The organism is Methanomicrobium sp. W14 (assembly GCF_017875315.1).
In the GTDB taxonomy this organism is placed as follows: Archaea; Halobacteriota; Methanomicrobia; order Methanomicrobiales; family Methanomicrobiaceae; genus Methanomicrobium.
The window spans coordinates 1-25430 of sequence record NZ_JAGGMM010000001.1 but is presented as its reverse complement, the minus strand read 5'-3'; the positions used below and the strand labels follow the sequence as shown (position 1 = coordinate 25430).

The window sequence follows — 25430 nt, the reverse complement described above, 5'->3', positions numbered from 1 at the left end:
TAGATATCTTACTCCACTGATATTGCCGCATAACCGACCACCTGTGAATAATCACCCGATATCTCGCCGCTTGTCGAATAGTTGAGAAGTACCCCGGACTCTGCTCCTCTCATCCTGGAGTATTCAACCATTGCCGTTATAGGGCCGTACCCGCACGCGCTGATACCCTCATCAAAAATTCGACGGTAAAATTCAGCCGTATCCAGATTTTTCAGCGCATCTATCGCATATTTATCATATTTTTCCGCCTGAAAAACAGGAACGTAATGCGAAAAGTCGGAAGATGCAACAACTATTACATCAGAGTTTGTATCTAAAACAGCATTATATATTGCCTTTGCCACACGAAGTGCGTTGCGCCTGCTCTGATCCCCCATAAGAACCGTTGCAACCTTCGCACCGGAAAACCTGTATTTTATGAAAGGCATCTGGACCTCAAGAGAGTTCTCCCTCTGTTCCTGGGAAAAATTGTCTTCGCTTATATACCCGGAAAGACTCTCCGTTAAAACGGAATCGTTTTCCGCGACTCCCAGGGGGGTCTGCCACGAAAGAGACGAGGTGCAGTCGGGATACCCGGCATGGCTCGGGCCTATTACTATAAAAGTCCCCTTAAAACTATTTTTGACAGCAGAATACGAATATGCCGCAGTCTGGCCCGAATAAACTATTCCTGCATGCGGACAGACTATTCCATACGGCCTTTTACCCGATTCAGATTTTACATTGTCAAAAAAAGCGCCAATCTCTTGTTTTAATAAAGCAGGATTGTCGGGATAGAACATCCCCGCATAAGTAGCCCTGCGTGTCACCATAAAAAGTGATGTACCTAAAAAACCTTAAAAATATTTATAATTCTATCTCGAAATCCTCGGGAGTAAGTGAAGTAGTAATTCCCCTCTTCAGAAGAATTTCCCGGGTCAGGAGGTAGTAGATCATACTAAGTGCCTTTCTTCCCTTGTTGTTTGTCGGGATTACAAGGTCAATGTACTTTGTGATGTTGTTTGTGTCGCAGAGTGCAACAACAGGAACTCCACACTGAACTGCCTCATTGATTGCCTGCGAATCTCCGATTGGGTCTGTTACAACAATTACATCAGGTTCAACATACTGTGAAATCTTCTGGTTGGTAAGCATACCGGGGATAAAACGTCCTACCTTGGAAATTCCTCCGATTGCGTCTGCAAATTTCTTCGCAGGATACTGACCGTACTGACGGGAGGTGACTACGAGTATCTTTGCCGGTTCATACTTTGAAAGAAACTCTGCTGCGGTTTTTATACGCTCATCCGTCTGCTGAATGTCAAGAATATACAGTCCGTCACCGCGTACGCGGTAGATGAACTTTTTCATGTCCTGACTCTTCTGCTGGGTACCGATATGTACTCCTGCCGCCAGATAGTCTTCCACAGGAACAAGCGATTCTTTAAGCTCAATATCTATTTCATTTGCGTTCAATACATCAGCTCCTAATAACTAACTCTAACTTCTTTTTACAGTAATTGGTATGACACCTTTCTGGTACTCTTCAATTGCGATCTCCAAAGGATCGATTTTGTCACTTTTCACCAGAACGGGGGCTCCCATTGATATCTGAAGGGAACGTGCCCCAACAATTCTGGCTCTTTCATATCTGGTGTATGATTCCATTATGACTCCACAAAATCTTATAATGTAATTACAATAATTTTTGGAAAATGGGGTCGCTGAGATTCGAACTCAGGTCACAGCATCCCGAACGCCATAGGATTCCAGGCTACCCCACGACCCCTCCTAAATTTATTGATAATGGTTGAGATCGTCTATGATCTCTATATGGGTGAGCAGCATACGCCTGCAGCAGTAGCGCTCAAGCCCAAGATCATCAAGAATCTCTCTTGGATCCTCCCCGGCATCTCTGCGTCTTTTAAACTCTTCCCATTCAGTAGAAATTACCTTTCCACACGTGAAGCACCGGACTGGTATCATATGATCAGATCTCTCCCTTATGTTTTAGCATATCTTAACGATAAGACTTTTGGAATTTCTTTCTTGCACCGCGGCCGTGAGGTTTCTTGGCTTCTTTCTGACGCGAATCGTTGACAACAAGCGTCCTGTCGTATGCAAGGAACGTATCCTTTATCTTCGGGTCATTGTACCATTCAACAATGCCGCGTGCAAGTGCTGTTCTGACTGCCTCAGCCTGGCCCATGTATCCGCCTCCGCTAACGTCAATGCTTGCATCAACGCCGTCAAGGACTCCCGGAATCAGGAGAAGGGGCTCGGATATTTTCATGCGGGAAAGATCGGTCCCGTAGATCTCAAGAGGAATGGAGTTTATACGGACACGTCCATTTCCTTCTCTTAAAGTTGCACGGGCAATTGCCGTCTTTCTTTTACCACTTGTATTAACAACTTTGGACATCTTTGTTAAACCCCCTTAGAACTTTCCTCCAAGGTTTTTGCTTACCGCACCGACAGTTACATACTTTGGCGTTGACATTCCGTCAACGTGTGCAGACTCGATTATTTCAACCTCTGCATCTGCAAACTGCACAGGAGTGCCGACATAAACTCTGATAAGCTTAAGTGCCTCTGCACCGCGCTGCCTCTTGTATGGGACCATACCTCTTATCGTGCGTTTTACAATATGTTCAGGCCTTCTGGGAAAGAAAGGCCCGCCCTCTCTTGAGCCGCGCTTGCGCTTTGTGTCATAGTCCGAGAGGACACGGGCACGGGCACCGGAAATTACCGCGTTTTCAGCGTTGATAATTGCAATTTCCTCACCTTCAAGGGCACGCTTTGCCACATTACTTGCAAGCCTTCCAAGACGAAGGTCTGTTGCATCAATTACGGTCACCATATCCTTCACCTCAGAATCCTGATTTTTTTACCCTCGGGGTTGGTCTTCACGAGGTCTTCTATTGTCATACAGGTTCCTTTTGCATCTTTTATCTTTGATGCGGCAGCGTCACTGAAGTTCAGTGCTGCAACACTTACACTGACCCCGGTGTCAAGAATTCCGCTCCCGAGTACCTTTCCCGGTACAATCAGAGTTTCGCCTTCACGGGCGTATCTGTTTATCTTGCCCAGGTTCACTTCAGCGAAATTTTTGCTGGGAGCTTCCAGTCTCTTTGCAATTTCACGCCAGATGCCTGCTTCGTTTGCCCGGGATGCTTCCCTGAGCATTGTAACAAGGGCAGTATAGCGTGGATTTGTTTTTGCAGCTTTCATTTTTAGATCGCTCCAGAAATATTGGTTAATACATCCACCAGACTATCGGATTTGCCTTTGAGATTGGAAAGTCCGTATAATATTATATCCTTTACAGCCATTGATCCGTCGCTTTCCACAACAAATACGAACCTCGTATTGTCAGGTTCGATGTGTATAGCCGACTTTTCATTTCCGCTTGCAAGGCATGCCTTTTCACAGAGCCTGCACATGGAACAGGCCTCAAGCTTTCCATCCACCACTTCTGCGGATTTTTTACCAAGCTTCAGGACATTCCTAGGGCATTCCTCTACACAACGACCGCAGGCATCACACCTGTCATCAATCTTAACGACAGGGTATGCCTTATAGCCACATGCAAGTGTCGACTGCCATTTCGCATGTTCAAGGCCTATGTTAATCTCTGCGTGCGCTTCAAGCACCACTTTCTGCCCTTCCTCAAGTTTGACAATAGGGATATTAGGGCTTACCGGTGCTGCATCAGGATTCTGCGGAATTAAATCACTTGATTTAACAAGACCGGGACCTTCGACGCTAAGCGTATACACTGCTTCGCATGACGGGCACCCTTTTCCTCCGCAGGAGCACTCGGACTTTTTTTTGTAATCTGAAAGGTTTGTTTTGAGCGGAATTAAGCCGAGACGGTGCGCAAGCATTTCATCAAAGAGTGCACTGCTGTTATCATAGATCATAACATCTTCTATTGCAAGCTTTGGAACCTCACCTATCATTGACCGTCTCAGTGAATTCGCAAACGCCGGGTGTGAGCCGGAGAGAACAAATTTCACGGCTTCGCTCTCAAGTCTGCTGAACGCAATATCCATTAATCAGACTCTCCTGCCCCTTCTTCCACCCTTTGCACGAATGCTGTCGTGTGGAACGGGCGTTACATCTTCAATACGTCCAATCTTCATCCCTGCACGGGCAAGCGCACGAATTGCTGCCTGCGCACCGGGACCGGGACTGCGCTGTTTTCCTCTGCCGGGCGCACGCACCTTTACGTGGAGACCGAAAATCCCTTTATCCTTTGCAGCCTGGGCTACGTTTGCAGCAATCTGCATTGCGGCATAAGGTGAACTCTCGTTACGGGCCTGCTTCACAACCATTCCGCCGCTGGACTTTGTTATTGTCTCTGCACCGGATAAATCGGTAACTGTTACCACAGTATTGTTAAATGAAGCAAAGATGTGCGCAACACCCCATTTTTCATTTGAATCTGCCATTATGCTCTGCCTCCCGACTGGATTCTGGCACGCTCAGGATGAGCGTCATCGTTGAGCGGGGATGAGTTGTAATAACCAATAGAAGACTCTTCTGACTTTCTCACGCGGAATCCGGGGATGTTGACCCTTCTTCCTTCAACGCAGATGTGACCGTGAGTAATCATCTGGCGTGCCTGCTTTGGTGAACGTGCAAGACCACGCCTGTAGACAATTGTCTGTAAGCGGCGCTCAAGCTCGTTTTCAATCTTCATCGAAAGAATATCACCAATACCTGCATTTCCACCAAGAAGTCCATAACGTTCAAGGTGACCGAGAAGCTCATCTTCCTTGCTCTTCGCGAGGTCTGCGTCCACAGAAGATGACTTCAGTGCAAGAAGATGCCTTGCCGCACGGCGGTAACGTCTAAGAATACTCTCCGCTTTCCACAGTTCTTTCTTGTTACGGAGACCGTATTCAATCAAAAGCCTGTTTTCATCCTCGATACGGGACTTCTCAAAGCGTCTTTTGGGAGTATCATATGATTTGTGATTTTTTCCTGGATATACCATTTACATCACCCGTTTAGACCTTCTTCCTGCTGACACCAACAGTAGTTCCGCGTCTTCCTGTCGATTTCGTACGCTGTCCTCTGACTTTCTGGCCTGTTTCATGACGAATACCACGGTAACAGCGGATCTTTCTCATGCGGTTGACATCGTCATCAATCGCCATGCTAAGATCCGAACCCAGAAGTTGCTTTGCTTCTCCTGCGTAGTAGTCCTTCTGGCGGTTAAGCATCCATGACGGAACACGCTCTATATAGGACGATAAAACCTCGCGTATACGGTTGACCGAATCTTCTTCAAGAAGACCAATCGTTGCACGAGGGTCTACTTCAGCCATTTTCGCGATTGTTACGGACGTGTGCATCCCTATGCCCGGAAGTCCGGTCAGAGCTATCTGAACCGGTTTTGTACCGTCAAGATCAGCGTTTTCAATCCTAACAAAGTAGTTAATCTCTTTTTCTTCCATTCAACTGCCTCACAGTGAGATTCGCTCGAAAGCGTTGAGGGGGGGATTTGAACCCCCGAGTCCCAAGGGACACGGGGTTAGCAACCCCGCGCCATGCCTGGCTTGGCTACCTCAACAGAGTAATCTCGCATCTTTCGACACTCGCAACACACAAAGATTGTGTTGCTCCATGAATGTTGCTTATATAGATCAGAAGGATTCACTATTAAGTATTGTGGTTTTTCTGTAAAATATTCTGTAAAAAACAGCACCGGCAATAACAATTTTTTCTGCAGGAGAAAATATCTTCCTGGCAGATTAATCATTATTTCCTGAAATCAGGAGTTTATGGAATTTAACAAATAAGCCGGTTGGGAAATTTTATCCGGAATCTCCCGCGGGACTGACCTTTAAATCATATTCATGACATCAGGCACTTTTTTTCTTTGCACTCCGGCAGACACCAGACCCGAAACGACGACGGGAAGCGCAATTGTAGCATCACAGAAGCACTGCACGTTCCGGCAGTCGGGCGTCTCCTTCCCCCAGCTGATGGCCTCCTCGAATGTGCACCCGGAAAGGCCGCCCCAGTGGGGAGAGTCCGTTGTATACTGGATAGCATAATGATGACCGTCATTCCCGGCATTGTGAATTGAGGCTATCACCTGGGTCTGCTGGATGAAATTTTTCGGGACACCGCCTCCTACATATATAACGCCTGTTCTCTCCGAGGATTCGACGATTTTTGTGATTTCATCGACATCTGCTATCTGGTCTACAAAAGTGCTGACACCTTTTCTTCTTGCCATCAAAAGCCCGATTCCAATAGACGAATCGCAGAGAGCCGGAATAAACACAGGTACACCTGACTTTGCGCATTCCGAAAGTACAGACTTGCCCGAAGGATTTTTCTCCGAAAGCCACCTGCCGAGTCTGCCGGTGAAATCGCGTGATGAGCCGGTGTAAGGCGAAAGTTCCCCGGCAAAACCGGATATTGCCGAATCTATGGTCCGAAACTCCTTTTCATACGCAAAAACATCGTATATCCTGTCTATCCCTTTTGAAAAAAGGTCCACATCATCTACATGGTGGTGCCCGAGATAGTGGTGGACATCAAGGTGCTCGCAGGTGTCATGGAACATATTCGCCCCCGTAGAGACCAAAACGTCAATATACCTTCTTTTAACAAGTTCACGTATAATCTCCTGCATCCCGGCAGGTATCATGGCACCTGAAAGACCAAGCAATATAGTACATGATTCATCCTCTATCATCCGGCTCCAGATATCCAGGGATTCTCCAAGTTTTCTGCCCTGAAAACCCGTATTGCTCATATTGGCAAGCAGTTCTGCTACATTTCCCGCGGGAACCGCGGGATCTACTCTCTTCATTTTTTCTCCCTGATTTCTCCTTACAAATAAAACAAATCCTGAAAACTGCCCGGAAATGAAAACCGGCAGTACAGGTTCCTGAATTTTCAATAAATTATTATCAAGTCGTTCAGAAACATTATAAAACGCTTAATCATTACTCTATTCATTCTGCCATAGAAATATAATAAGCCCTCTTGAAAATAAAAAAAGCAGGATGCTCTTATAGAGCAACCAGAATTGATTCTTTTGAAAGAATTCCTGCAAGTTTTCCGTTTTTTATTACCGGAACCGAGCTGATGCGCTTTTTTATGATAAGATCTCTTATCTCATCAAGGCCGGCACCCACATCAACAGATATGGCAGGACTTGTCATTATTTCGCTTACCAGGAGATTTCTGACCTGGTACTCCTGATGCTTGGCGTTTACGCTCTCACGCAGGTCACGCATGGACTTAGCAATGTCGGTTTCGGTGACAACACCTACTATTTCTCCTGTTTCCTCATCTGTTACAACGAACTTTATGACTTTTTCATCCATCATTTTTCTGCGCAGGTGAACGACGCGGTCTCCGGGATGTATAGTATGCGGAGTCTGCATCAGCTTTTCAACCGGAGCTTCAGGAAGCATTACTGACAAAAGATCTGCTGCATCCACCTTTCCGACAAGGTTATGATCGTTGTCAAGAACAACCACAATCCTGTATTCCTGGAGTAGCGGGACCAGAAGTTCTGCATCCTGATCAGGATATGCTGAAGTAAAATTTTCATCCATCCTGTTTGAGACATGAATCTGGGTAGGAGAAATCGCAGAGGTTTTTTTGCTTCCCAGTACATCTGCAATGGACTGCCGGGATATTGTGCCTGTAACGGCACCACTGTTTGTGACAATTAACGGATCAACACCCAGATCAAGCATTTTATCAAGAGCTTCGGTAATTACAGCAGATTTTGCAATAGTTACAGGTTTTGACATTACATCTTTTATTAGCAGTTTTTCACTCATTTTTTACACCTCTGTTTAAGGTTTTATGATATTTTTTTATTCTCTTTCATTTCCCCGTTCTGCCAGGCCTGGCTCAGAAACGCCCGTTTTTATTAACAGGCATCAGGGCCGTCAGATTATTTTTCAGGCAGATTTTTTTATTTTTTGGATTTTTCAGATGGATAAACCCTTTTTCCAACTGCATCAGGCTTATTTGATTTCTCCCTCCTTTATGAAAGAAAGACCTTATACATTTCATTTAGTCTGTCATTCAACTGATAATTCCCTTACCAGGTCAAACTCGGTGATTACACCTACAAGACGTGAATTTTCGATTACAGGCAAAGCACCTACGCCTTTTTCCACCATCTCTATGGCGACGTTGCTTATGCTTTCGTCAGGAGTCGTTGTATACAGGTTCCCGTTTATAAGTTTTCTTACCGGAACAGACATGACATCAGATACATCTCCTGTAATCATTTCCTTAAAGACATCTTTGTCTCCGACATAATTCATAATATCCATTGCCGTGATTATCCCGAAGAGCACATCGTCGCTTACAACGGGAAGACGGCGGAATTTTTTTGTCACCATCTCTTTTGTGACACTGCATATAGGGGAGTCCGGAGTTGTGACATGAGGATTTTTTGTCATTATATCCGAGACACACAGATAGTTCGGGGTTTTGCAGAACACTTTAAGGATGTCTCTTTCCGTAACTATCCCGGTAAGAATACCTTCTTCATCTACAATTGGTATCCCGCCGCATTTTTTATCAACGATAGTCTTTGCGACATCAGTTATTCTGGTGTTTTCCTTTACAGTCAGAAGCCTTGTGCTCATAATTTCACGGACACTGTCATTTAAAGCGGCAATCATGTTTCCCTTATGCTTTCCGGATACAAGATTGAACTTTTCACCGCCTCCCATGAAATTTATGATGTCTCCTGCAGTTACCATTCCTATAATTTTGCTGGTTCCGGAATCAGTAACCGGAAGGCGTCTGAAGCCCTTGCGGGTCATTGTTTCAACAGCACCTATGATGCTCATGGTCGGGGAGACCGAGATTACATCATGTGTGGCTATGTCTGCAACTTCTTTATTATTGCGGTGTTTCACTTCCTTACGCATGAAATCATTCCCTATTGCTGTAACCGGGCAGTTATTCCTGTAAAATCCACGGTTTATACTGAAATCTGGTAATCATATTAGTCTTTTTGATTGTTTAGGGAAAATGAACACAGTGAAGCCGTAAAGCGTAATCTGAACTTTTGCACTGGTGTTACATTTTCTTACCGCTTTTTTAGTTTATGTCAATTCTCCTTTAAAAAACAGGAAAAAAGATTTTTAATTCTGCCAAAGAGAACAAAAATCACTTCTCCGGTTTCATTTCCGTTTCGGATTACTCTTTTTATTCTGCTACATCAGCAGAGAACCATTATCATTATTTTTAAAGGTCTTAAAAGGCCTTGTTTAAATTAATCAGTATCATCGCTTCCTTTGCAGCCGGGGCAAAGAAGCCTTCCGTCAACAGGTGTAAGACTGTCGGACATCTTTCCGCATACGTCGCATACTCCTGTCATCGACTCGTCATAATCATGATTCACTTTTATTAAATCTGACATAATCTCATTGAGCTCGTTTGAGACAGAGAGTATGTCACGTACAGTAACAAGACCTACCACTTTCTGGTTTTCAACAACAGGAAGTCTTCTTACTTTATGTGATACCATCATATGAGTCGCTTCTCCCACTGTTTTGTCGGAGTCAATTGTTATCAGAGGTGTGCTCATAATTTCACTTACGTAAACCTCACCGGGTTTTTTGTTGAGAGCAACAATTTTACAGGTCAAATCCTCCTCTGTCACTATGCCTTTGGGCACATTGTTCTGCAAAACAATACAGCTGCCTACTTCATTGCGGCACATCTTTTCCGCCGCTTTCCATACTGTTGCCTCAGAACCTATGGTTACAGGATTATACCTCATGACCTCCTTAACGGGTACGTCAATCTGAAAGCGCCTTGTATCTATCCCTTTCTCACTCACATGATCACCTCCGTTTTCTGCCCCCTTTTTAGGAAAGCAGATATTTCACCTCTCCTGGCAGAAGAGAGGGCTACAAGCTAACCTATGATCCTGTCAGTATAAAAGACTAATGACTCTGTATTTTCATAAAGCGCTATTAATATATACAAAAGTGATGTATTGCAAAAAAGGCGTTTTTATGCATAACTCAATAGAAATCTTATTCACCAAAAGGATACATGATATTATTTTATACTGTACATAATGTAATACATTAAAGAGTTTTAGTTACAAACGGAGACTGGGACATGAATTTTTTCGTAAGGACAAAACAAAAATTTTCCAAACTGTTCAGCGGACTTTTCAAAAAAAAGCAGATGAGGATCGGTATTTACGGCCCTCCTAATGCCGGAAAGACAACGCTTAGCAACAGAATTGTACGTGACTGGACCGGGGATGCAATAGGACCCGTAAGCGAGATCCCCCACGAGACACGAAGGGCACGAAGAAAGGAAGGTATAAAGATATCCGACGAAAAGGGAAACTCAATCAAAATCGATATCGTTGACACACCCGGGGTTACAACAAAGATTGACTATAAGGAGTTCCTGGAATACGGAATGGACAAGGACGAGGCAATAGTCAGGGCAAGAGAGGCGACAGAAGGTGTTGCAGAAGCAATGCACTGGCTCCGTGAGGATATCGACGGAGTAATATACATGCTTGATTCTACGCAGGATCCGTTTATACAGGTCAATATCATGTTAGTGGGGATTATTGAAAGCCGTGACCTGCCCGTTATAATTGTGGCTAACAAAAACGACCTGCCTGACGCATCCTCAGCAAGGATTAAAAGCGCTTTCCCGCAACACCCCGTAATTTCAATATCAGGACTTGAGGGCAACAACGTGGAAGAGCTATATGAAAAAATGATCGACTACTTCGGGTGATTCCAATGATCCAGGGTGTACAAATAGACCTAATCTCTGCAGAACGTCTCGAACATTTAACTACCCTTGAGAAGGTAAGGCTTATTCTGGACGAGGTCATGGATGGAAACGTTGTTGTCCTCGAAAAGGGTCTTTCTCCTGACGAACAGAGTATGCTCATCGAGACGACAATGCGTGAGATAACACCTGACGGCTTTGCAGGTATCGAGATGGAGACCTACTCGGCAGACAAGCAGGAAAACCAGAAGCAGGGTGGTCTTTTCGGCGGTCTTTTCGGGAAGAAGGAGAGCTCTTCAGGACGTCTTACGGTAATTGGTCCTGCAAACCAGATGAAGACATTAAAGAAGGACAAGGACCTCATAAGTACCTGGGTCTCTTCAAGGTGAAAGAATAGTCATGCCGCATAAGTGTATACAGTGTGGAAGGGAATTTGGGGACGGTTCCACGGAGATTTTAAAAGGCTGTCCAAGCTGCGGCGGCAAAAAATTTTTGTATATCAAAAACGAGGACGTCCACAAGGACGTCCTTGAAGAGAAATCCATAAAAAAACTTGCCGAAGAAAAGAAAGAAGAGATTGTCGAGTTAAAAACCGGCAAAAGCGATGAAAAGACCGAAATTTATGACAGAATAGAGAGCATCAGGGTGGTCAGTCCCGGTTCTTATGAACTTAATATAGAGAAACTGGCAAAGGGCGATGACATGATTATGCAGATGGGGTCTGACGACAAATACATCGTCGATATTCTTTCAATGGCAAAGAAGAAAAAGGGCAGAAAGAAAACCAAATAGAATATTTTTAAAAATTGTGCTTTTTTTTATTTTTTAGGTAGGAACCATAGAATGGGATATACTAGAGATTTAATATACCAACATTCTCTATTTTTTATCAAAATGTTAAAATTATTTTTAGAACGGATAATCTGATGAGTCGGTTATGTATTCATCCATATTTTTAAAGACAACTGAGGTTCCACCGCTTGAGACATAAAATCCGTCCTTTGCAATGACTACACCTTCAAAGGAAGCTCCGTTAAAGATTACCTTTCCGTTGGGTGCAAATAGTACTCCTGTCACTGTAATACCTCCATGACTTATCGTTATATCACCTGTTGATGCGACAACAATAACATTTTCCGCCTTGCCACCTTTAATCCAGTCTGTAGAGGAATAACTGTCAGCAAATATCTTAATTCCGCTCGAAAGAGTACCACCGGACACGTATCCTCGGGAATTATACCAGTCAGACGACTTTGCCTGGGGAATTTCATAATCAGGCATATCAATGACTTCGACAGAATCTACATGTATACATCTGTTAATAACATCCACAGGATAATTATCCGGGTAAGTTATGGTTCCTGTATAATAAATGTATGAATCAGAATCAAAGCTAGGTGTCCATCCAAGTGTCAGGTCTCCATTAACATAAACATCACCGTGTATATTGGCATCTTTTATTGCAAAGTCGCCATTTACATAAAGATCCCCATAAACATCACGATCACCAGCCCAAAGTGTTACATCACCATTAACTGATATAATTCCTGGATACACCTGAGATCCCAAATCAGCACTTCCACCGTCAAGATCCACAGGGCCATCAATGTAAATATAAGACGCCGAAAGTGAGGCTCCGCCGTTTAAATCCTCGGTTGTTACTCCGCCACCCCTAACTACAATGGTTGAACCGGAACCGGTTATAGTTCCTCCGTTAAATTCCAGCTGGTACCCATAAACAAACACATTTTCAGTTACAATGTAATCTGCAAAAGAAAGACTGACATTTATATAATCTGTCTTTACCTCAGTATCAGAACCTCCATTGTTTGTTGCAGTCAGTGAAACCGTATAATTTCCGGCATCAGTATATGTGTGAACCGGATTCTGCTCTGTTGAAATGGTATTGTCACCAAAATTCCACATCCATGATATCGGGTCTCCCGTTGAAAGATCCGTGAAATTAACTGCAAACGGTGTTTCTCCGACAGTCTGATTCGCAGTAAAGTTTGCAACAGGAGTTGCCGGCGGTGTGCAGGTGTCATAGATGTCTCTTACCTGGTCACCTGTAAGGGCAGTCGTGTAAAGTCTAACGTCATCAAGCCATCCTTTGAAGTTGAATGTCGCCCAGTCGGGATGAGAGTTTATCCTCTGCATGCCGATATAGACCGGCTGGTCATTTGTGGTGAGAGATGACCCGACCGTAAATGTTCCGGCCTCTTCACCATCAATATATACTGTTCCTGTTGAAGAGCCCGAATCTATAACGCATGCAAGGTGCTGCCACCTGTTGTATCCATACGACAGACTGTTGAAATTATACGTGTTACCCGATTCAAATGTCAGGCGGCTTATATTGTCAGTTTTCTGGACGAAAAATTCGTAGTTGTCACTGTCGTCTTCGCCTTTGTCAACGAGGGAAACGTAGTTTCTGTACTGGTCCTGAATTCCGGACTTGTTTACCGGGTGCTCGGGATAAATCCATGCAGTTAAAGTAATCTCAGACGGGGCGTCAAGCGTGCTGCTGTCAGGAACGGAGACGTAATTTGTTGTACCGTCGAAATAAAGCGCATTTTCGCATGCTCCAACACCACGCAATACAGGGCCGTTTATGACCCCGTTATTATTATTTCCGGACGAGTCAACAGCGGTATTTCCTGAAGACTCATCGAACTTCCACCACGCGGCAGGCTGCGGAAGTCCGCTCACGTTGATGTAACGGGCTTTGATCTCCGAATCGCTGCCGTAAATGGTTGAAACTGTAAGAGTGACGTTATAGCTGCCTCCGTAATTGTACACATGGACCGGGTTCTGGTCCGCCGAGGCAGAACCGTCACCGAAGTTCCATGACCATGACGTTATATTGGCCCCGTTTCCATAGGAAAGGTCGGTGAAGTTCACTATAAGAGGCGCGATTCCTGAAGTGACATTGGCTGTGAAGTCCGCTACAGGCAGTGGTCCCGGAGTAGGAGAAGTAGTACCTGTAGGACTTGTAGGAGAAGTAGTGCCTGTTGGACTTGTAGGAGAGGTGGTACCCGTAGGTGCAGACGTATCTGTGAAATCACCTATACTTGCAATAACACTGCCGGATCCGGTTGTGGAGATTATCTGAACCTGCTTATAATCGCTTTCATCCGGTATGACAAGCGTCTGCCCGACATCCCATGAATTCCAGTTATCTGAACCGGAATATATGTCATCGCCCTGATCTATAAGCTCCATTTGATCAGGGTAATAATCAGTGCCATCGACACGGACATAAAATTCTCCGCTTTTTAGAGAGTCTCCTCCGGAATGATACAAAAGCAGGTCATTACCTGTGGTATCAGGAATAACCGACAGACTCGGAATTTCAGTCGGAGTATTCTGGCCTGTTACAAAAACTCCTACAATGGCAATACCTATTACAACCAGTGATATCATAAGAATAGCTCCGACGATATCCGAAACCGCTTCACAAACGCATATATTATATCTGTCTTCGTCCACCATGCCGTCTCCAGTCAATAGTTGCCAGCCCCCTCAATATGACAAAATTATAATTTATATTGTAATCCAAAAAAACGGGAAAACCTATTTTTTCATACACCAATGAAAACCCCTTAACAGATGACCTTTGTGTGTTCCTACATTTTATAGGTATTTAAAAATATACTCATTATCTTCCATATCACAGACTGCTGATTATTGACTAAAACGGATAATCAGCAGGGTCTGCTATGTATTCATCCAAATTCTTGAATACTATACCTGTCCCTCCGTTTGTGACATAAAATCCATCCTTTGCAATGACAACTCCCTCAAAAGACGAACCTGTATATGTTACTTTTCCATTGGGGGCAAAGAGAACACCTGTTACAGGAATATTCCAGAAACGATCCAATGTGATATCACCAGTCTTTGCAATGATAACAATATTTTCAGCACCTTCATCATTCCACCGCCAGGTTTTCGAATATCCGCTCTCAGAATATATCTTCGTTCCGTTTTTCAGAACGCTTACATCGCTACCCAAAACGTACCCTCGTGAACCATACCAGTCAGATGATTTTGCAGAAGGTATAGGCATACCAATAAATTCCGGCATTGAAAATTCCGGGACAGAATCAACATGAATGCATTTGTCAATTATATCCTGAGGATAATTTTCTTTGTGATCTGATCCAGTATAATAGATAAACACCCCGTCATCAATAGCAGGAATTTTTTCCAGAGATAGATCACCGTTAATGTACATATTCCCATGTATTGTACCAGTATTAGTCATAGTGAAATCTCCGTTTACATGAGTTTCACCAAAAAGATCACCTGTACCAAAATTGAGATTCCCATTTGTATACAGGTCACCATGAATATACGATGAATCTCCAAGATCAACATTCCCTTCTACGTATGTATCACCGTAAACATTTGGGTCTCCTTTAAGGCTCATATCTCCGGTTATATAAATTATATTTGAGTCAGTTTCAGAGCCAAGAACTGCACTCCCTCCAAGATCAACTGACCCGTCAACGTATACATTAGTAACATATAAGTGAACTCCACCGTTATTTTCCAGGTCACCCGTTATTATAACAGTAGAACCTGTGCCTGTAACATCATTACCACCATGAAGGTATACGTAATCACCGTACACAAACACACTTTCATTCACGACAAAGTCTGAAAATCCAAAGACTGTTATGCTCTTTGTTATTGAGGTGCATGCATCCCCGTTGCACACAGTTAGTGTTACTTCGTATGTGCCTGAACTGGCGTATGTGTGGGAAGGATTGGAAACGGTTGAGGTATTACCGTCACCGAAGTCCCAGTAATATGATGTTGTATCTCCTGAAGACTGATCTTCGAAGGATACCTCAAGAGGTGCGTATCCCGAAGTGGGAGAAAACGAGAAGTTTGCAACAGGTGCAGAAGAAACCTCAGGCTGACCTGACAGTTCCTCAATGACCGTCGGGTTTTCAGAAGCGGTATATATTATCTGGACTTTCGCATCTTCAGCGTAAGGAACAAAACTTGTAAGAAGGTCTCCCGTCGAAAACGTATTCCAGACACCTCCTTCACCCTCGTTTTCAAAATCATCTGTCCTGTCAACGCCGTCGACCGTTATCCGCGTGGTCTGCCTGTACATGGGGTCTCCTCCCTGGTGAAGAAGACTGATATTTCCGCTGTCATCATAAAGCCCTACTCTCAGGGCAGGAGTTTCAACTACAGAAGAAACATTTGAAAAGGCAACTATTGCAACTATTCCGACAGTAACGGAAATAATTGCAATAAGAAGAAGTGCACCGATAATTTCAGCTACACCATCATCATATCCGGGCGCAACCCCCTGCCCTGCCCTGTCTGTCCCATGCTTCTCCGACTCCATTTTAAAACTTCCACTTTTTTACCAGGCTTAAGTAAATTCTCTAACCTTTCAGTCATCAGGTTAATGAAGCTGCAACTGACTGCAAAGAAACAGTATAATTTGCATATCTGTAGTAAACCTCACTCAGACCGCTTACTGTGACCTTGTTGCCGACAACACTGGCATTGCCCCCAAGCCCTCTTAAAATACTGCGCCAGGCTTTTGCAGCGGATTCGTCCTGAAGCGTCAGTTCTATATCCAGATCATGGTCTCCCTCCAGCCTCTCCTGATCTGAAATCCTGGTCAGGACTGTGTCAATCCTCGTCGGACCCTCTCCGCTGATAGAAGTTGCCTTTCCGGGGGTGATATTTATTATAATTATATTGGCTATTTTCTGACTGCCATTTGAACCAAAACTGATAAGGGGAGAAATCCTGTTAACCGTCCCGTCACTCTGGTTTAAAAACACACCTCCCATCTGGTAGTAATAAGTCTGGTGTATCCAGTAATTGTTCTGCGCCTCGTACTGGACCCTCACCAGACTCCCGTTAAGAAAAACTCCGCTGCCGTTTCTTATTTCAAAAAACTCAGGTCCCTCGTTTTCAACAGATATTGTACCCGAAGACCCGAAAGGCCTCATCAGAGCAAGAAACAGTCCCTGGCTGTTCGTGGCGCCTCCCTGCGAACCGAGCATCAGTGAATCGGAAACAGTAATACCCGAAGTCCTTGACTCACTGTTGTCGTTATAATTTATCCACAGTGAATCTGCCGTAATCTTATACTGCGTAAACCAGTTCTGGACGTAGTCCATGTGCTCTATTTCGTCCTGCCTTCCGTCAGCAGGGACTGCGTAAACAACCCATAAAGAGAGAAATATCACTATTAAAGCAAGAATCAGTATAATTCCGATTACTTCGGAAAGACCATCTTCATTCCTTGTAGGACTCATCGTTTCAGATACCGGTATTCTTAAGGACAATTAATGATTTTATTCAACCGCCAAAAATTAATTACTTTTCTATTGTCAGGAAGACCTTAACCTACATATTGTTAATCTCAGAATAATAATATATAAGGCACATGCAGAACAGCAACGGAAAATCAAATGAAAAAATATACTGGGCAGATGTCTGTGCATCAGAAGTAAATCAGGACACACCCCACCTTATAGCCACAGGAATAACACCTTCGGGGCCGATTCATCTCGGCAACATGAGGGAAGTCGTCACAGGCGACCTCGTATACAAGGCAATAAAAGACAGGGGACTTGAAGTAAAGCTGATATATAACGCCGACGACTTCGACCCGTTAAGAAAAGTATACCCCTTCCTTCCGGAAAGCTACTCGCAGTACATAGGCCTTCCTATATGCGACATCCCGTGTCCGTGCGGAAAGCACAAAAACTACGCGGAGCATTTCCTTGAACCCTTCCTGAAAGCACTTGAAGAGCTTGACGTAAAGCCGACAGTTCTCAGATCAAGCGAACTTTACAGGTCAGGAAGGTTTACAGAGGAAATCAGCACCGTCCTTGAGCATTCGGCGGAGATTAAAGAGATTCTCGAACGCGTATCAAGAAGAAAACTCCCGGAAAACTGGGTCCCGTTTTACCCTATATGCAAAAAGTGCAAAAAAATAAGCAACGCAGAGATACTTGAGCACGACCCTGAAAAACACCAGGTAAAATACAGGTGCAGCTGCGGTTACGAAGGAGTCTGCGACTATTCAAAAGGCGAAGGAAAACTTGTCTGGCGTGTTGACTGGCCTATGCGCTGGGCAAACCTCGGCGTTACGATAGAGCCTTTCGGGAAGGACCATGCAGCATCAGGCGGGTCGTATGAGACCGGGAAAGAGATTGTCAAAAAAATATTCAACGCGAATGCACCATATCCTGTCCCGTATGAATGGATAAGCCTGAAGGGAAAAGGCGCAATGGCATCGTCAACAGGCGTTGCAATTACAATAGATTCAATGCTTGAAATTGTCCCTCCCGACGTTTTGAGATATCTAATAGCAAGAAGCAAACCGGAAAAAGCCATAACTTTCGACCCCGGAATGGGTCTTCTGACACTTATCGACGAATATGCAAGAGTTGCAGAAAAGGCCGACAGCCGTGAGTACGAGCTTTCAAAGATTTCTTCAAACCTCGCAACCGATATCCCGTTCAGGCACCTTGTCACGGTCGTGCAGATAGCAAAGGATGACAAATCCGTTATGGAAGTCCTGAAAAGAAGTGGATATGACATAAAAGACGAGGGAGCCGTCCTGAAGAGGGCAAGCCGTGCGAGAATCTGGGTAGAGAAATACGCCCCGGATATGGTGAAATTCACGGTCAAAAAAGAGCTCCCGCAGGATGTCTTCTCATTTAATGACGCCGAAAAGTACGCTCTTGGAATCCTTGTATCAAAAATGGAGGGACTTTCTGACTGGACTGCTGAAAATCTGCACAATTCAGTATACAATACCGCAGAAGAGGCTGGAATAAATCCAAAATCAGTCTTCACCTGCATATACAGGTCAATTCTCGGCCAGGAAAGGGGCCCGCGTGCAGGATGGTTCCTTGAAGCACTTGGAAAAGACTTTGTGACCAGAAGACTGACTGAAGCGGTGAGTGCCGGTGCTCAGTGAAGGATGCAGACTGTGCCATAAAGGAGCAAAAATGGTCCTGTTTATAACAGGCAAATGCAACAAATCCTGCTGGTACTGCCCGATATCCTATGAAAGAAAAGGAAAAGACAATACATATGCCAACGACAGACCGGTAAAAACCCCGCAGGACATTCTGGACGAAGCCAGAATGATGAGTGCTCTCGGGACAGGCGTCACAGGCGGAGAAGCGCTTCTTGAGACAGAAAGAGTAGTTTACTGCTGTCGCATGCTGAAAAAAGAGTTCGGAAAGGAACACCACATACACCTGTATACAGGAACTGCTCCGGATGAAGAAACGCTTTCAAAACTTACCGGTCTTGTGGATGAACTGCGAATGCACCCGCCGCAGGAACTGTGGAAAGATATTATATCAACAGACTACATAAAATCTGCAATAAAAGCAAAAGAGATGGGTTTTGAAGTTACATTCGAAGTCCCTTCCCTGCCAGGACTTGAAAACCTTATCCCTGCGCTCCCGTACCTCGACCACCTCAACATAAACGAACTTGAGTGGAGCGAGACAAACGCAGAAGCTATGAGAAATATGGGCTATAGCCTGGAGGACAACTACCACAACGCAGTCTCAGGCGCAAAACAGTGGGCCGATAAACTGATCTCTGCCGACAGCAAGGTTCACTGGTGCTCATCAGCTTTTAAGGACTCAGTGCAGCTTAGAGAGAGGCTCAAGCGTATTGCCAAAAATACTGCAAGGCCTTTCGAAGAGATTACAGAAGACGGAACTGTAGTATACGGATTTCTGACTCCCGAAAGTGAACTGCCAAAAGACCTTGATGATTCAATGTATGAAAGGTTTGAAGATCACATCGAGCTTTCATGGTGGCTTTTAACAGACTATCCGAATGATTTTCCCGGAGAGAAAAAAATCATTGAAAGATACCCCAACAACGGCATGATAGTAGAGGTGACACCGGTACAGTGAACACAAAAATAAGAGAATATCTGGACATAATCTACGAGAAGCATCTTCTCAGAAATATATCCCATGTCCCTAACCATATCGCGATAATCCAGGACGGAAACAGGAGATTCGCAAAAGAATACGGACTTGAAGTATCAACAGGCCACAGGCTGGGGGCACAGACTACTGAAAAGGTTCTGGAATGGGCGCAGGAAATCGGAGTCCACCATATGACTCTCTACTGTTTTTCGACAGAGAACTTCAGCAGGTCCAAATCCGAACTGCACGAACTTTTTGAGCTGTTTACCGAAAAGGCGGTCAAGGCCGGGTCTGACGAAAGAGTTCATAAAAACAAAATAAGAATACAGATGGTCGGCGACAGAAACCTTGTGCCCGCAGACCTTCTTGAAAAGATAGAGAGAGTCGAAGAGCTTACAAAAGACTACGAACATTTCACGATAAACCTTGCAATTGCATACGGCGGCAGAAACGAGATCCTGTGCGCAACACGTTCGATATTAAGAGATATACGTGAAAAGAGAATAAACACGGAAGACATCAATTACGACACAATTGAAAAGAGTCTTTATCATACGGTGAATATCCCGAAAGTTGACCTTATCATAAGAACAGGAAACGAAAAGAGGACATCCAACTTTCTGCCGTGGCTTGCCAACGGAAATGAATCGGCAGTATATTTCTGCGCACCTTACTGGCCCCTTTTCCGTAAAATAGACCTATTACGCGGAGTGAGACTGTATGACCAGAGATACCGTGAAGGTCATTTTCCGTAACGACGTTTTCTCAGCTGGTAATCACGAAGGGCCCTTAAAAGATCAATTTTCCTGAATCCCTTCCAGTTGACGTCAAGGAAAAACAGTTCAGAATAAACCGACTGCCATATAAGAAAATCGGTCAGGTGGCTTCCCCCGGCTTTTATAACAAGGTCAGGCTCAAATTTAAAGTTCAAATATGATTCTATCTTTTTTTCGTCAACAGATTCAGGGTTAACGCCGTCTTTTGCCATCTGCTTTATGGCATTTACAATTTCATCCCTTCCGCTCATCCCTATAGCCACTGATACTTCGGCACCTTTACCTGACACCTCTGTTTTTCCGTCGCAGCAAAGGTTAAGATGAGCAATCCCGGATATTTTCCGGATTTCGTCAAGATATGAAAAAACGGATTCTGCAGAATCTGTATCTATATGAAAAATAATTCTTTTAATTCCTAAACTGATGCACCACCCGCAGACCTCTTCTGGTTTCATTGGGGCATTGGTAATGTCCTCATCAGTTATCATGAAGCACACGGAGTCAGGAAAGTTTTTCAGTTCCTTTCTCAGCATTCGTTCATAATAACGGTGAATCAGCATATATTCCCAACACCCCAAAGACATTCCAGTCGTTCGGATGTATGTCTGTGGCATTCACCACAAACTAACTATTGTCTTTTTTCTCTTTGAAGATAAATACATACTATACGATTCCAAAAAAAGAGGAAAAAAATGCTTACATTCGTTGGTCTTGGTCTCTACGATGAGAAAGATATATCAATAAAAGGTCTTGAAGCAGTTAAAAGCGCAGATTCGGTATTCCTTGAAGGCTATACGTCCCGCCTTATGGGGGCGGACGTACAAAAAATGGAAAAATATTACGACAGGAAAATTACGCTTCTCGGGCGCGACGACGTGGAGAAGTCCCCTGAGAAAATACTGAAGGCAGCAGTTAACGGAAACGCCGTTTTTCTTACCGGGGGCGATCCTATGGTTTCAACAACACATTCCGACCTTCGCATCCGGGCAAAAGAAAAGGACATTGAGACCGGAATCATCCACGGTGCATCAATCCAGAGTGCCGTATGCGGGCTGTCAGGCCTCCAGAATTACAGGTTCGGGAAATCCTGTTCAATACCATACCCGGAAGGGAAATGGTTTCCTACAACCCCTCTTGATACAATTATGCAGAACATCAGACTGGACCTGCACACCCTTGTTTTTCTTGACATAAAGCCCGACAGACATATGACAGTAAAAGAGGGAGTCACTCTTATTGAAGAGATGGCAGAAAAAAAGAAGACAGAACCTCCTGAAATATACATAGGAATGGCACGCGCCGGCTCAAAATCACCTTTCGTATCCGCAGGTGATGCTGAAAAACTGAAATCAGTCGATTTCGGCGGGCCTTTGCACGTTATGGCAATCCCTGCATCTCTTCATATGATGGAAAAAGAATATCTCCAGAATTTTGCGGACCTATGAAACCTGAAGATTTCGGGAGTCTTCTGGAGTCCGAGCTTAAAAAATCCAAAATCTTCCCGGAGAAAGGCACTCCGTTCTCCAGAATTTCGGAGGAAATTCTTGAAATGGCCTGTGCATACAGAAGCGACGGCTTTTCGTTTTTAAAATCAGGAGACCCCGTAAACGCCCATGCCTCATTTACATACGGGTTCGGGTGGCTTGATTTCGGGATCATTTCAGGACTGATAAAAGGAGAAATCCCCGAAAAAAGACTTTTTTGTTTCGAAGAGAAGATGCCTGCAAACATTCAGGAACACCTGCACGAAAAAACCGGCAGGTACAACCAAATGCTTAAAGAGGCATTGGAATCGGTCCGCCCTGCCCCGGATACAGGGTGCACAATGTTTCCTTTCTCAAAAGATATAATTTCGTCCGCACAAAAACACCTTAAAAGCGGAGAATTTTATCTGTCCAAACAGTTTTTTGTAAATGCTCTTGCCGAATTCAGTTACGGTTACGGAATACTTGATGCAGCGGTCAGATGCGGACTTCTCGTAATTACAGGCAAAAGAAGTCTGTTTACAATATGAAAACCTCAAAAGGTTTATAGCCGCAGAACAAAACTTTTCAGATAAATCCGGAGACTCAAATGGATCGAAATCAGTGGAGATGGCTGGCATTATCCGTTGCGTTCAGCGTGATAGTTCTGGTTCTTGTTTTATATTTCACAATTGATGAAAATACAATACAATATTTAAGCAAACTCCAGCCCATATACCTCCTGGCCGCAATTGTCCTCCATATGCTTTCATTATGTGCATGGGCCCTGCGACTAAAATTCATGTCAAGGTCACTTGGCTACAAAGTCCCTTTCCTTCACTGCCTAAATGCTGTCTTTGCAAACCTTCTGGTTGCAGCGGTAACACCGTCGCAGGCAGGAGGAGAACCCGTAAGGATTCACGAGCTTTACAGGGCTGACGTTCCTCTGGGTGACGCAACTGCTGTCGTCATAATGGAAAGGGTTCTTGATGGAATTCTGCTTGGAATTATAGGCGGCGTTGCAATGCTTTTGCTGTGGATAGGATCAGAAGACCTTGGGCTTTCAATCGCGCTTCCGTTGTTCTTCATGTGGTTTTTAATTACCGGCTTTGTAATTCTTTTTGCCTACTCCGTCAAAAATCCTGAATTTTTAAAAAGGCTTATCAAAAAATTTTCGGCATTTTTTACAAAACGCTGGCATGCTGAAAAAATTGAAAAACTCACCAGGGATATAGACTCAGAGGTAGACAATTTCAACCACGCCCTTAAAAATTATGTAAGCCATTCCAAAACCGGTCTTGTATGGGGGTCTCTTTTTACCATTATATACTGGTTCAACGAATTTTTTATAGCGTCACTGATACTCATGGGTCTCGGAGAAGGCCCGCACATTGTCGAATCATTCGTTGCACAGATAATCATAGCAATCATCATGATGGTCCCGCTTACACCCGGAAGTTCTGGTATTGCCGAACTTTCGGCAACTTCACTCTACAGTCTTTTCATACCGTCCTCAATAGTAGGTATATTTGTAGTTTTATGGCGTCTGCTTCTCTATTACTTCAATATATTTGTTGGGATTTTCGGAACCGTTATAATCGTCAAAAGAGAAGTGCTTAGAAAAGCTCTGAAAAAGAAAATACAGCTGAAAAAAAATTCATGAAAAAATAAAATATTCCCGGAATTTGGGACATCAAAATAAAAAAAACAATTTTTTTCAGAGATTATCCCAGAAAATGCCTTTTATTTGCAGCCTTAAGAATATAAGGTTCTGCCTCGTCCATATGACTTGAAGTGTATTTTTTTAGTATCACATCAGTTGCCTCTTTATGCTCAGAATCTATTTCAAAATCTTCCAGTATACCTTTTGCAAAACTATAATCCTCTTTTGGAAGGTAAGGCGAATCCGGGTTCACGTATCTCATGGCATCCCTTAAATCATCTTCAAAATGAAGATACACCTCATTCAGGAAGTCTTTGTCTTTGTCACCAAGCACTGATATTCCAAGGATCTCAGGCGGAACCCCTACAGAATAACATGCCGCCGTAAAGGTAATTGCCCTTGGCAAAGTCAGACCCTCATGATTCCTTGAATAACCAAAAAGACCTATGTGAAGTTTTCTCTTCCTCCTTCCCGGAATGTATTCCGACACTTTGTTTATCACGGGGGATAAATCCACAAGTCTTTTATGATACTCAGCCGAGCACTTTTCAAAGAGAGACATGCATTTATTCTCATCAACAATTCTGGACCTGGTGAATTCTCTTTCCTCAAGTTTTTTCACCCCTTCCCTCACGACATCAGGAGAATAGTCATACTTAAACGCCGACTGGATAGTAAACGTCCGTACACCAGGATATTCATCAGTTACACGCTCAACATTATCAGGTCTAAGGTTTCCCCTGAAAGGCGACGATCCTACCCCGATTATAGGATAAACCGGCATATCAAGGCTTTCTGAGAGAAGGGACATCTTCATGAGGGCAATCTTGTTAAGAATAACGGCACCTATGTTCCCATAATTTATGGCAGGGTCTGAACGTGCAAAAAATACACGTTGATATTCCAGATTTTTATTTTCGACGTATCTTCTTACAATTTCATCCGAATTCAGCATACCTTCCCTGTCCTCAAACAAAGGTATGACATTAATTCTTTCAGGCTTGAATTCACCAATCCAGTCTGAGACCGTTATATCACGACCTCCCAGCCTTTCATGCTGTTTTCCTATAACAAAATCACAGTAATACTGGTAGATGTTGTCTACTGATACATATGATGTCGTCATCGGAAGAATTACTTCAAATATCGGGGGTATTTCATTTTCATAAAACAGCTTTGCAACATCAAAAGACCTTGGTATACTCTCAAGAGTTTCTATAAGAATTTTAGCCTCAGCCTTTTCTATCTCAGGATTAGGAAGCCTTAAAGTTAAAAAAACATCCTTTCCAAGCTGTTTCTGGGAAAAGTAAGAATCATACTTAGAAAGTAGTTTTTTTACAACAAAATTATCGACCTCTTTTCCCTCACAGTCCCACATCTGCTCCCTGCAGTTAAGGTGAGAATATGCATAGTAAGCCTCGAGAACCTCTTCTTCACCACCCAAAAGAGAATTACACGAAAAAAAAGGAGTATTTACATTGTCCGGATGCTGCGTGCTCATCGTTTTCGGCACGTTGTAGTGACATTGATCTTTCATTATCAAATTCACATATAAATATTTGATGTCAACTATATTCAAAGTCTTGGTTGACAAAAAAGAAAATCTGTAAAAATAACCAAATTTAAGCGAAGAATACAACAAAATTTACACTTTTAACAATAAGGAACGCACAAAAAAACAACCACTTAAACACTAACTCTTATCAAAAAACAATCATTAAACCAATCACCAAAAACACAAAAAAAGACACTCATCACTTCTCTATTAAGCAGTTGCAGCGTTAGATGTTTCCCGAGAACTCGCGTATCTCAGTACACCATCTGA

At 43.7% G+C, this 25430-nt stretch carries 29 protein-coding genes and 2 tRNA genes; 9 read left to right on the top strand and 22 right to left on the bottom strand.

What is annotated here, in order from left to right; translation table 11 throughout:
- Positions 1-8: 8 nt before the first annotated feature.
- The 17 genes from amrB to J2128_RS00085 all read right to left on the bottom strand — a co-directional run bounded on the left by amrB (position 9) and on the right by J2128_RS00085 (position 9826).
- Positions 9-812 (bottom strand): AmmeMemoRadiSam system protein B, encoded by an 804-nt coding sequence (gene amrB / locus J2128_RS00165; protein WP_209688764.1) that lies wholly within the window; start codon positions 810-812, stop codon positions 9-11.
- 34 nt (positions 813-846) lie between these two features.
- The gene (gene rpsB / locus J2128_RS00160) at positions 847-1455 is read right to left on the bottom strand and encodes a 30S ribosomal protein S2 (protein WP_209688763.1); all 609 of its coding nucleotides are present in this window, start codon (positions 1453-1455) and stop codon (positions 847-849) included.
- A 24-nt stretch (positions 1456-1479) separates the two neighbouring features.
- Positions 1480-1647, bottom strand: coding sequence for a DNA-directed RNA polymerase subunit K (locus J2128_RS00155; RefSeq protein WP_209688762.1), 168 nt, complete (start codon positions 1645-1647; stop codon positions 1480-1482).
- 48 nt (positions 1648-1695) lie between these two features.
- A tRNA-Pro gene (locus J2128_RS00150) sits at positions 1696-1768 on the bottom strand.
- An 8-nt stretch (positions 1769-1776) separates the two neighbouring features.
- Positions 1777-1965, bottom strand: a complete 189-nt coding sequence (locus tag J2128_RS00145; protein WP_209688761.1) for a DNA-directed RNA polymerase subunit N — start codon at positions 1963-1965, stop codon at positions 1777-1779.
- A 34-nt stretch (positions 1966-1999) separates the two neighbouring features.
- On the bottom strand, positions 2000-2401 hold the full coding sequence (locus tag J2128_RS00140) for a 30S ribosomal protein S9 (RefSeq protein WP_209688760.1): 402 nt from the start codon (positions 2399-2401) through the stop codon (positions 2000-2002).
- A gap of 15 nt (positions 2402-2416) precedes the next feature.
- Positions 2417-2839, bottom strand: a complete 423-nt coding sequence (locus J2128_RS00135; RefSeq protein WP_209688759.1) for a 50S ribosomal protein L13 — start codon at positions 2837-2839, stop codon at positions 2417-2419.
- Positions 2840-2844: 5 nt separating this feature from the next.
- Positions 2845-3210, bottom strand: coding sequence for a 50S ribosomal protein L18e (locus J2128_RS00130; protein WP_209688758.1), 366 nt, complete (start codon positions 3208-3210; stop codon positions 2845-2847).
- Positions 3211-3212: 2 nt separating this feature from the next.
- Positions 3213-4034, bottom strand: coding sequence for a DNA-directed RNA polymerase subunit D (locus J2128_RS00125; RefSeq protein ID WP_209688757.1), 822 nt, complete (start codon positions 4032-4034; stop codon positions 3213-3215).
- A 3-nt stretch (positions 4035-4037) separates the two neighbouring features.
- Positions 4038-4433, bottom strand: coding sequence for a 30S ribosomal protein S11 (locus tag J2128_RS00120; RefSeq protein ID WP_209688756.1), 396 nt, complete (start codon positions 4431-4433; stop codon positions 4038-4040).
- Complete coding sequence (locus J2128_RS00115; protein WP_209688755.1) at positions 4433-4981, bottom strand: 30S ribosomal protein S4; 549 nt, start codon at positions 4979-4981, stop codon at positions 4433-4435. The genes J2128_RS00120 and J2128_RS00115 overlap by 1 nt, the downstream gene beginning before the upstream one ends.
- Before the next feature lie 13 nt (positions 4982-4994).
- Positions 4995-5444 (bottom strand): 30S ribosomal protein S13, encoded by a 450-nt coding sequence (locus J2128_RS00110; RefSeq protein WP_209688754.1) that lies wholly within the window; start codon positions 5442-5444, stop codon positions 4995-4997.
- 32 nt (positions 5445-5476) lie between these two features.
- Positions 5477-5560: transfer RNA gene (locus tag J2128_RS00105), tRNA-Ser, on the bottom strand.
- A 273-nt stretch (positions 5561-5833) separates the two neighbouring features.
- A complete protein-coding gene (locus J2128_RS00100; protein ID WP_209688753.1) occupies positions 5834-6814 on the bottom strand; it encodes a deoxyhypusine synthase in 981 nt (326 codons plus the stop codon).
- A 202-nt stretch (positions 6815-7016) separates the two neighbouring features.
- Positions 7017-7799 (bottom strand): CBS domain-containing protein, encoded by a 783-nt coding sequence (locus J2128_RS00095; protein WP_209688752.1) that lies wholly within the window; start codon positions 7797-7799, stop codon positions 7017-7019.
- Positions 7800-8045: 246 nt separating this feature from the next.
- The gene (locus J2128_RS00090) at positions 8046-8909 is read right to left on the bottom strand and encodes a CBS domain-containing protein (protein WP_209688751.1); all 864 of its coding nucleotides are present in this window, start codon (positions 8907-8909) and stop codon (positions 8046-8048) included.
- Positions 8910-9256: 347 nt separating this feature from the next.
- Positions 9257-9826: a CBS domain-containing protein gene (locus J2128_RS00085; protein ID WP_348632345.1), complete on the bottom strand. Its 570-nt coding sequence runs from the start codon at positions 9824-9826 to the stop codon at positions 9257-9259.
- Positions 9827-10113: 287 nt separating this feature from the next.
- Here J2128_RS00085 and J2128_RS00080 point away from each other — a divergent pair, with 287 nt between their 5' ends.
- Genes J2128_RS00080 through J2128_RS00070 form a run of 3 tightly spaced genes read left to right on the top strand, consistent with a single transcriptional unit; the run spans position 10114 to position 11544 of the window.
- Complete coding sequence (locus J2128_RS00080) at positions 10114-10755, top strand: Era-like GTP-binding protein (protein WP_209688750.1); 642 nt, start codon at positions 10114-10116, stop codon at positions 10753-10755.
- Positions 10756-10760: 5 nt separating this feature from the next.
- Positions 10761-11141: a DUF2073 domain-containing protein gene (locus J2128_RS00075; protein WP_209688749.1), complete on the top strand. Its 381-nt coding sequence runs from the start codon at positions 10761-10763 to the stop codon at positions 11139-11141.
- 10 nt (positions 11142-11151) lie between these two features.
- Positions 11152-11544 (top strand): Zn-ribbon domain-containing protein, encoded by a 393-nt coding sequence (locus tag J2128_RS00070; RefSeq protein WP_209688748.1) that lies wholly within the window; start codon positions 11152-11154, stop codon positions 11542-11544.
- Between the two features lie 117 nt (positions 11545-11661).
- Here J2128_RS00070 and J2128_RS00065 read toward each other — a convergent pair whose 3' ends face one another.
- From J2128_RS00065 to J2128_RS00045, 3 genes are all read right to left on the bottom strand, one after another.
- Positions 11662-14259, bottom strand: coding sequence for a PKD domain-containing protein (locus J2128_RS00065; protein ID WP_281069270.1), 2598 nt, complete (start codon positions 14257-14259; stop codon positions 11662-11664).
- 184 nt (positions 14260-14443) lie between these two features.
- On the bottom strand, positions 14444-16120 hold the full coding sequence (locus tag J2128_RS12830) for a PKD domain-containing protein (protein WP_209688747.1): 1677 nt from the start codon (positions 16118-16120) through the stop codon (positions 14444-14446).
- Between the two features lie 55 nt (positions 16121-16175).
- Positions 16176-17048 (bottom strand): hypothetical protein, encoded by an 873-nt coding sequence (locus J2128_RS00045; RefSeq protein WP_209688746.1) that lies wholly within the window; start codon positions 17046-17048, stop codon positions 16176-16178.
- 131 nt (positions 17049-17179) lie between these two features.
- Here J2128_RS00045 and lysS point away from each other — a divergent pair, with 131 nt between their 5' ends.
- Genes lysS through uppS form a run of 3 tightly spaced genes read left to right on the top strand, consistent with a single transcriptional unit; the run spans position 17180 to position 20458 of the window.
- Positions 17180-18724 (top strand): lysine--tRNA ligase, encoded by a 1545-nt coding sequence (gene lysS, locus J2128_RS00040; protein WP_209688745.1) that lies wholly within the window; start codon positions 17180-17182, stop codon positions 18722-18724.
- Positions 18714-19685, top strand: a complete 972-nt coding sequence (locus J2128_RS00035) for a radical SAM protein (RefSeq protein WP_348632344.1) — start codon at positions 18714-18716, stop codon at positions 19683-19685. The genes lysS and J2128_RS00035 overlap by 11 nt, the downstream gene beginning before the upstream one ends.
- Entirely contained in the window at positions 19682-20458 is a 777-nt protein-coding gene (uppS, locus tag J2128_RS00030) for a polyprenyl diphosphate synthase (protein ID WP_209688744.1), read from the top strand. Before J2128_RS00035 ends, uppS begins: the two co-directional genes overlap by 4 nt.
- Here the strand turns inward: uppS and J2128_RS00025 are convergent.
- Entirely contained in the window at positions 20446-21012 is a 567-nt protein-coding gene (locus J2128_RS00025) for an undecaprenyl diphosphate synthase family protein (RefSeq protein WP_245323226.1), read from the bottom strand. The two genes, uppS and J2128_RS00025, sit on opposite strands and share 13 nt — an antisense overlap.
- A 159-nt stretch (positions 21013-21171) precedes the next feature.
- On the opposite strand from J2128_RS00025, the gene dph5 reads away from it, so the two are divergent.
- Genes dph5 through J2128_RS00010 form a run of 3 tightly spaced genes read left to right on the top strand, consistent with a single transcriptional unit; the run spans position 21172 to position 23605 of the window.
- Positions 21172-21924: a diphthine synthase gene (gene dph5, locus J2128_RS00020; protein WP_209688743.1), complete on the top strand. Its 753-nt coding sequence runs from the start codon at positions 21172-21174 to the stop codon at positions 21922-21924.
- The gene (locus tag J2128_RS00015) at positions 21921-22493 is read left to right on the top strand and encodes a DUF357 domain-containing protein (protein WP_209688742.1); all 573 of its coding nucleotides are present in this window, start codon (positions 21921-21923) and stop codon (positions 22491-22493) included. Before dph5 ends, J2128_RS00015 begins: the two co-directional genes overlap by 4 nt.
- Before the next feature lie 59 nt (positions 22494-22552).
- Positions 22553-23605 (top strand): flippase-like domain-containing protein, encoded by a 1053-nt coding sequence (locus tag J2128_RS00010; protein WP_209688741.1) that lies wholly within the window; start codon positions 22553-22555, stop codon positions 23603-23605.
- A gap of 61 nt (positions 23606-23666) precedes the next feature.
- On the opposite strand, the gene ppcA is transcribed toward J2128_RS00010, so the two are convergent.
- Positions 23667-25142: a phosphoenolpyruvate carboxylase gene (ppcA, locus tag J2128_RS00005; protein WP_209688740.1), complete on the bottom strand. Its 1476-nt coding sequence runs from the start codon at positions 25140-25142 to the stop codon at positions 23667-23669.
- Positions 25143-25430: the final 288 nt, after the last annotated feature.

Excerpts from the sequence above, each read along its gene's own strand:
- J2128_RS00120 (WP_209688756.1), bottom strand. The coding sequence starts at position 4,433 with ATGGCAGATTCAAATGAAAAATGGGGTGTTGCGCACATCTTTGCTTCA.
- J2128_RS00145 (WP_209688761.1), bottom strand. The coding sequence starts at position 1,965 with ATGATACCAGTCCGGTGCTTCACGTGTGGAAAGGTAATTTCTACTGAA.
- dph5 (WP_209688743.1), top strand. The coding sequence starts at position 21,172 with ATGCTTACATTCGTTGGTCTTGGTCTCTACGATGAGAAAGATATATCA.
- J2128_RS12830 (WP_209688747.1), bottom strand. The coding sequence starts at position 16,120 with ATGGAGTCGGAGAAGCATGGGACAGACAGGGCAGGGCAGGGGGTTGCG.
- J2128_RS00015 (WP_209688742.1), top strand. The coding sequence starts at position 21,921 with ATGAAACCTGAAGATTTCGGGAGTCTTCTGGAGTCCGAGCTTAAAAAA.
- J2128_RS00135 (WP_209688759.1), bottom strand. The coding sequence starts at position 2,839 with ATGGTGACCGTAATTGATGCAACAGACCTTCGTCTTGGAAGGCTTGCA.
- J2128_RS00130 (WP_209688758.1), bottom strand. The coding sequence starts at position 3,210 with ATGAAAGCTGCAAAAACAAATCCACGCTATACTGCCCTTGTTACAATG.
- J2128_RS00110 (WP_209688754.1), bottom strand. The coding sequence starts at position 5,444 with ATGGAAGAAAAAGAGATTAACTACTTTGTTAGGATTGAAAACGCTGAT.
- J2128_RS00115 (WP_209688755.1), bottom strand. The coding sequence starts at position 4,981 with ATGGTATATCCAGGAAAAAATCACAAATCATATGATACTCCCAAAAGA.
- J2128_RS00025 (WP_245323226.1), bottom strand. The coding sequence starts at position 21,012 with ATGCTGAGAAAGGAACTGAAAAACTTTCCTGACTCCGTGTGCTTCATG.
- J2128_RS00100 (WP_209688753.1), bottom strand. The coding sequence starts at position 6,814 with ATGAAGAGAGTAGATCCCGCGGTTCCCGCGGGAAATGTAGCAGAACTG.
- ppcA (WP_209688740.1), bottom strand. The coding sequence starts at position 25,142 with ATGAAAGATCAATGTCACTACAACGTGCCGAAAACGATGAGCACGCAG.
- J2128_RS00070 (WP_209688748.1), top strand. The coding sequence starts at position 11,152 with ATGCCGCATAAGTGTATACAGTGTGGAAGGGAATTTGGGGACGGTTCC.
- J2128_RS00155 (WP_209688762.1), bottom strand. The coding sequence starts at position 1,647 with ATGGAATCATACACCAGATATGAAAGAGCCAGAATTGTTGGGGCACGT.
- J2128_RS00125 (WP_209688757.1), bottom strand. The coding sequence starts at position 4,034 with ATGGATATTGCGTTCAGCAGACTTGAGAGCGAAGCCGTGAAATTTGTT.
- amrB (WP_209688764.1), bottom strand. The coding sequence starts at position 812 with ATGGTGACACGCAGGGCTACTTATGCGGGGATGTTCTATCCCGACAAT.
- J2128_RS00140 (WP_209688760.1), bottom strand. The coding sequence starts at position 2,401 with ATGTCCAAAGTTGTTAATACAAGTGGTAAAAGAAAGACGGCAATTGCC.
- lysS (WP_209688745.1), top strand. The coding sequence starts at position 17,180 with ATGCAGAACAGCAACGGAAAATCAAATGAAAAAATATACTGGGCAGAT.
- J2128_RS00095 (WP_209688752.1), bottom strand. The coding sequence starts at position 7,799 with ATGAGTGAAAAACTGCTAATAAAAGATGTAATGTCAAAACCTGTAACT.
- J2128_RS00010 (WP_209688741.1), top strand. The coding sequence starts at position 22,553 with ATGGATCGAAATCAGTGGAGATGGCTGGCATTATCCGTTGCGTTCAGC.
- J2128_RS00045 (WP_209688746.1), bottom strand. The coding sequence starts at position 17,048 with ATGAGTCCTACAAGGAATGAAGATGGTCTTTCCGAAGTAATCGGAATT.
- J2128_RS00090 (WP_209688751.1), bottom strand. The coding sequence starts at position 8,909 with ATGCGTAAGGAAGTGAAACACCGCAATAATAAAGAAGTTGCAGACATA.
- J2128_RS00080 (WP_209688750.1), top strand. The coding sequence starts at position 10,114 with ATGAATTTTTTCGTAAGGACAAAACAAAAATTTTCCAAACTGTTCAGC.
- J2128_RS00075 (WP_209688749.1), top strand. The coding sequence starts at position 10,761 with ATGATCCAGGGTGTACAAATAGACCTAATCTCTGCAGAACGTCTCGAA.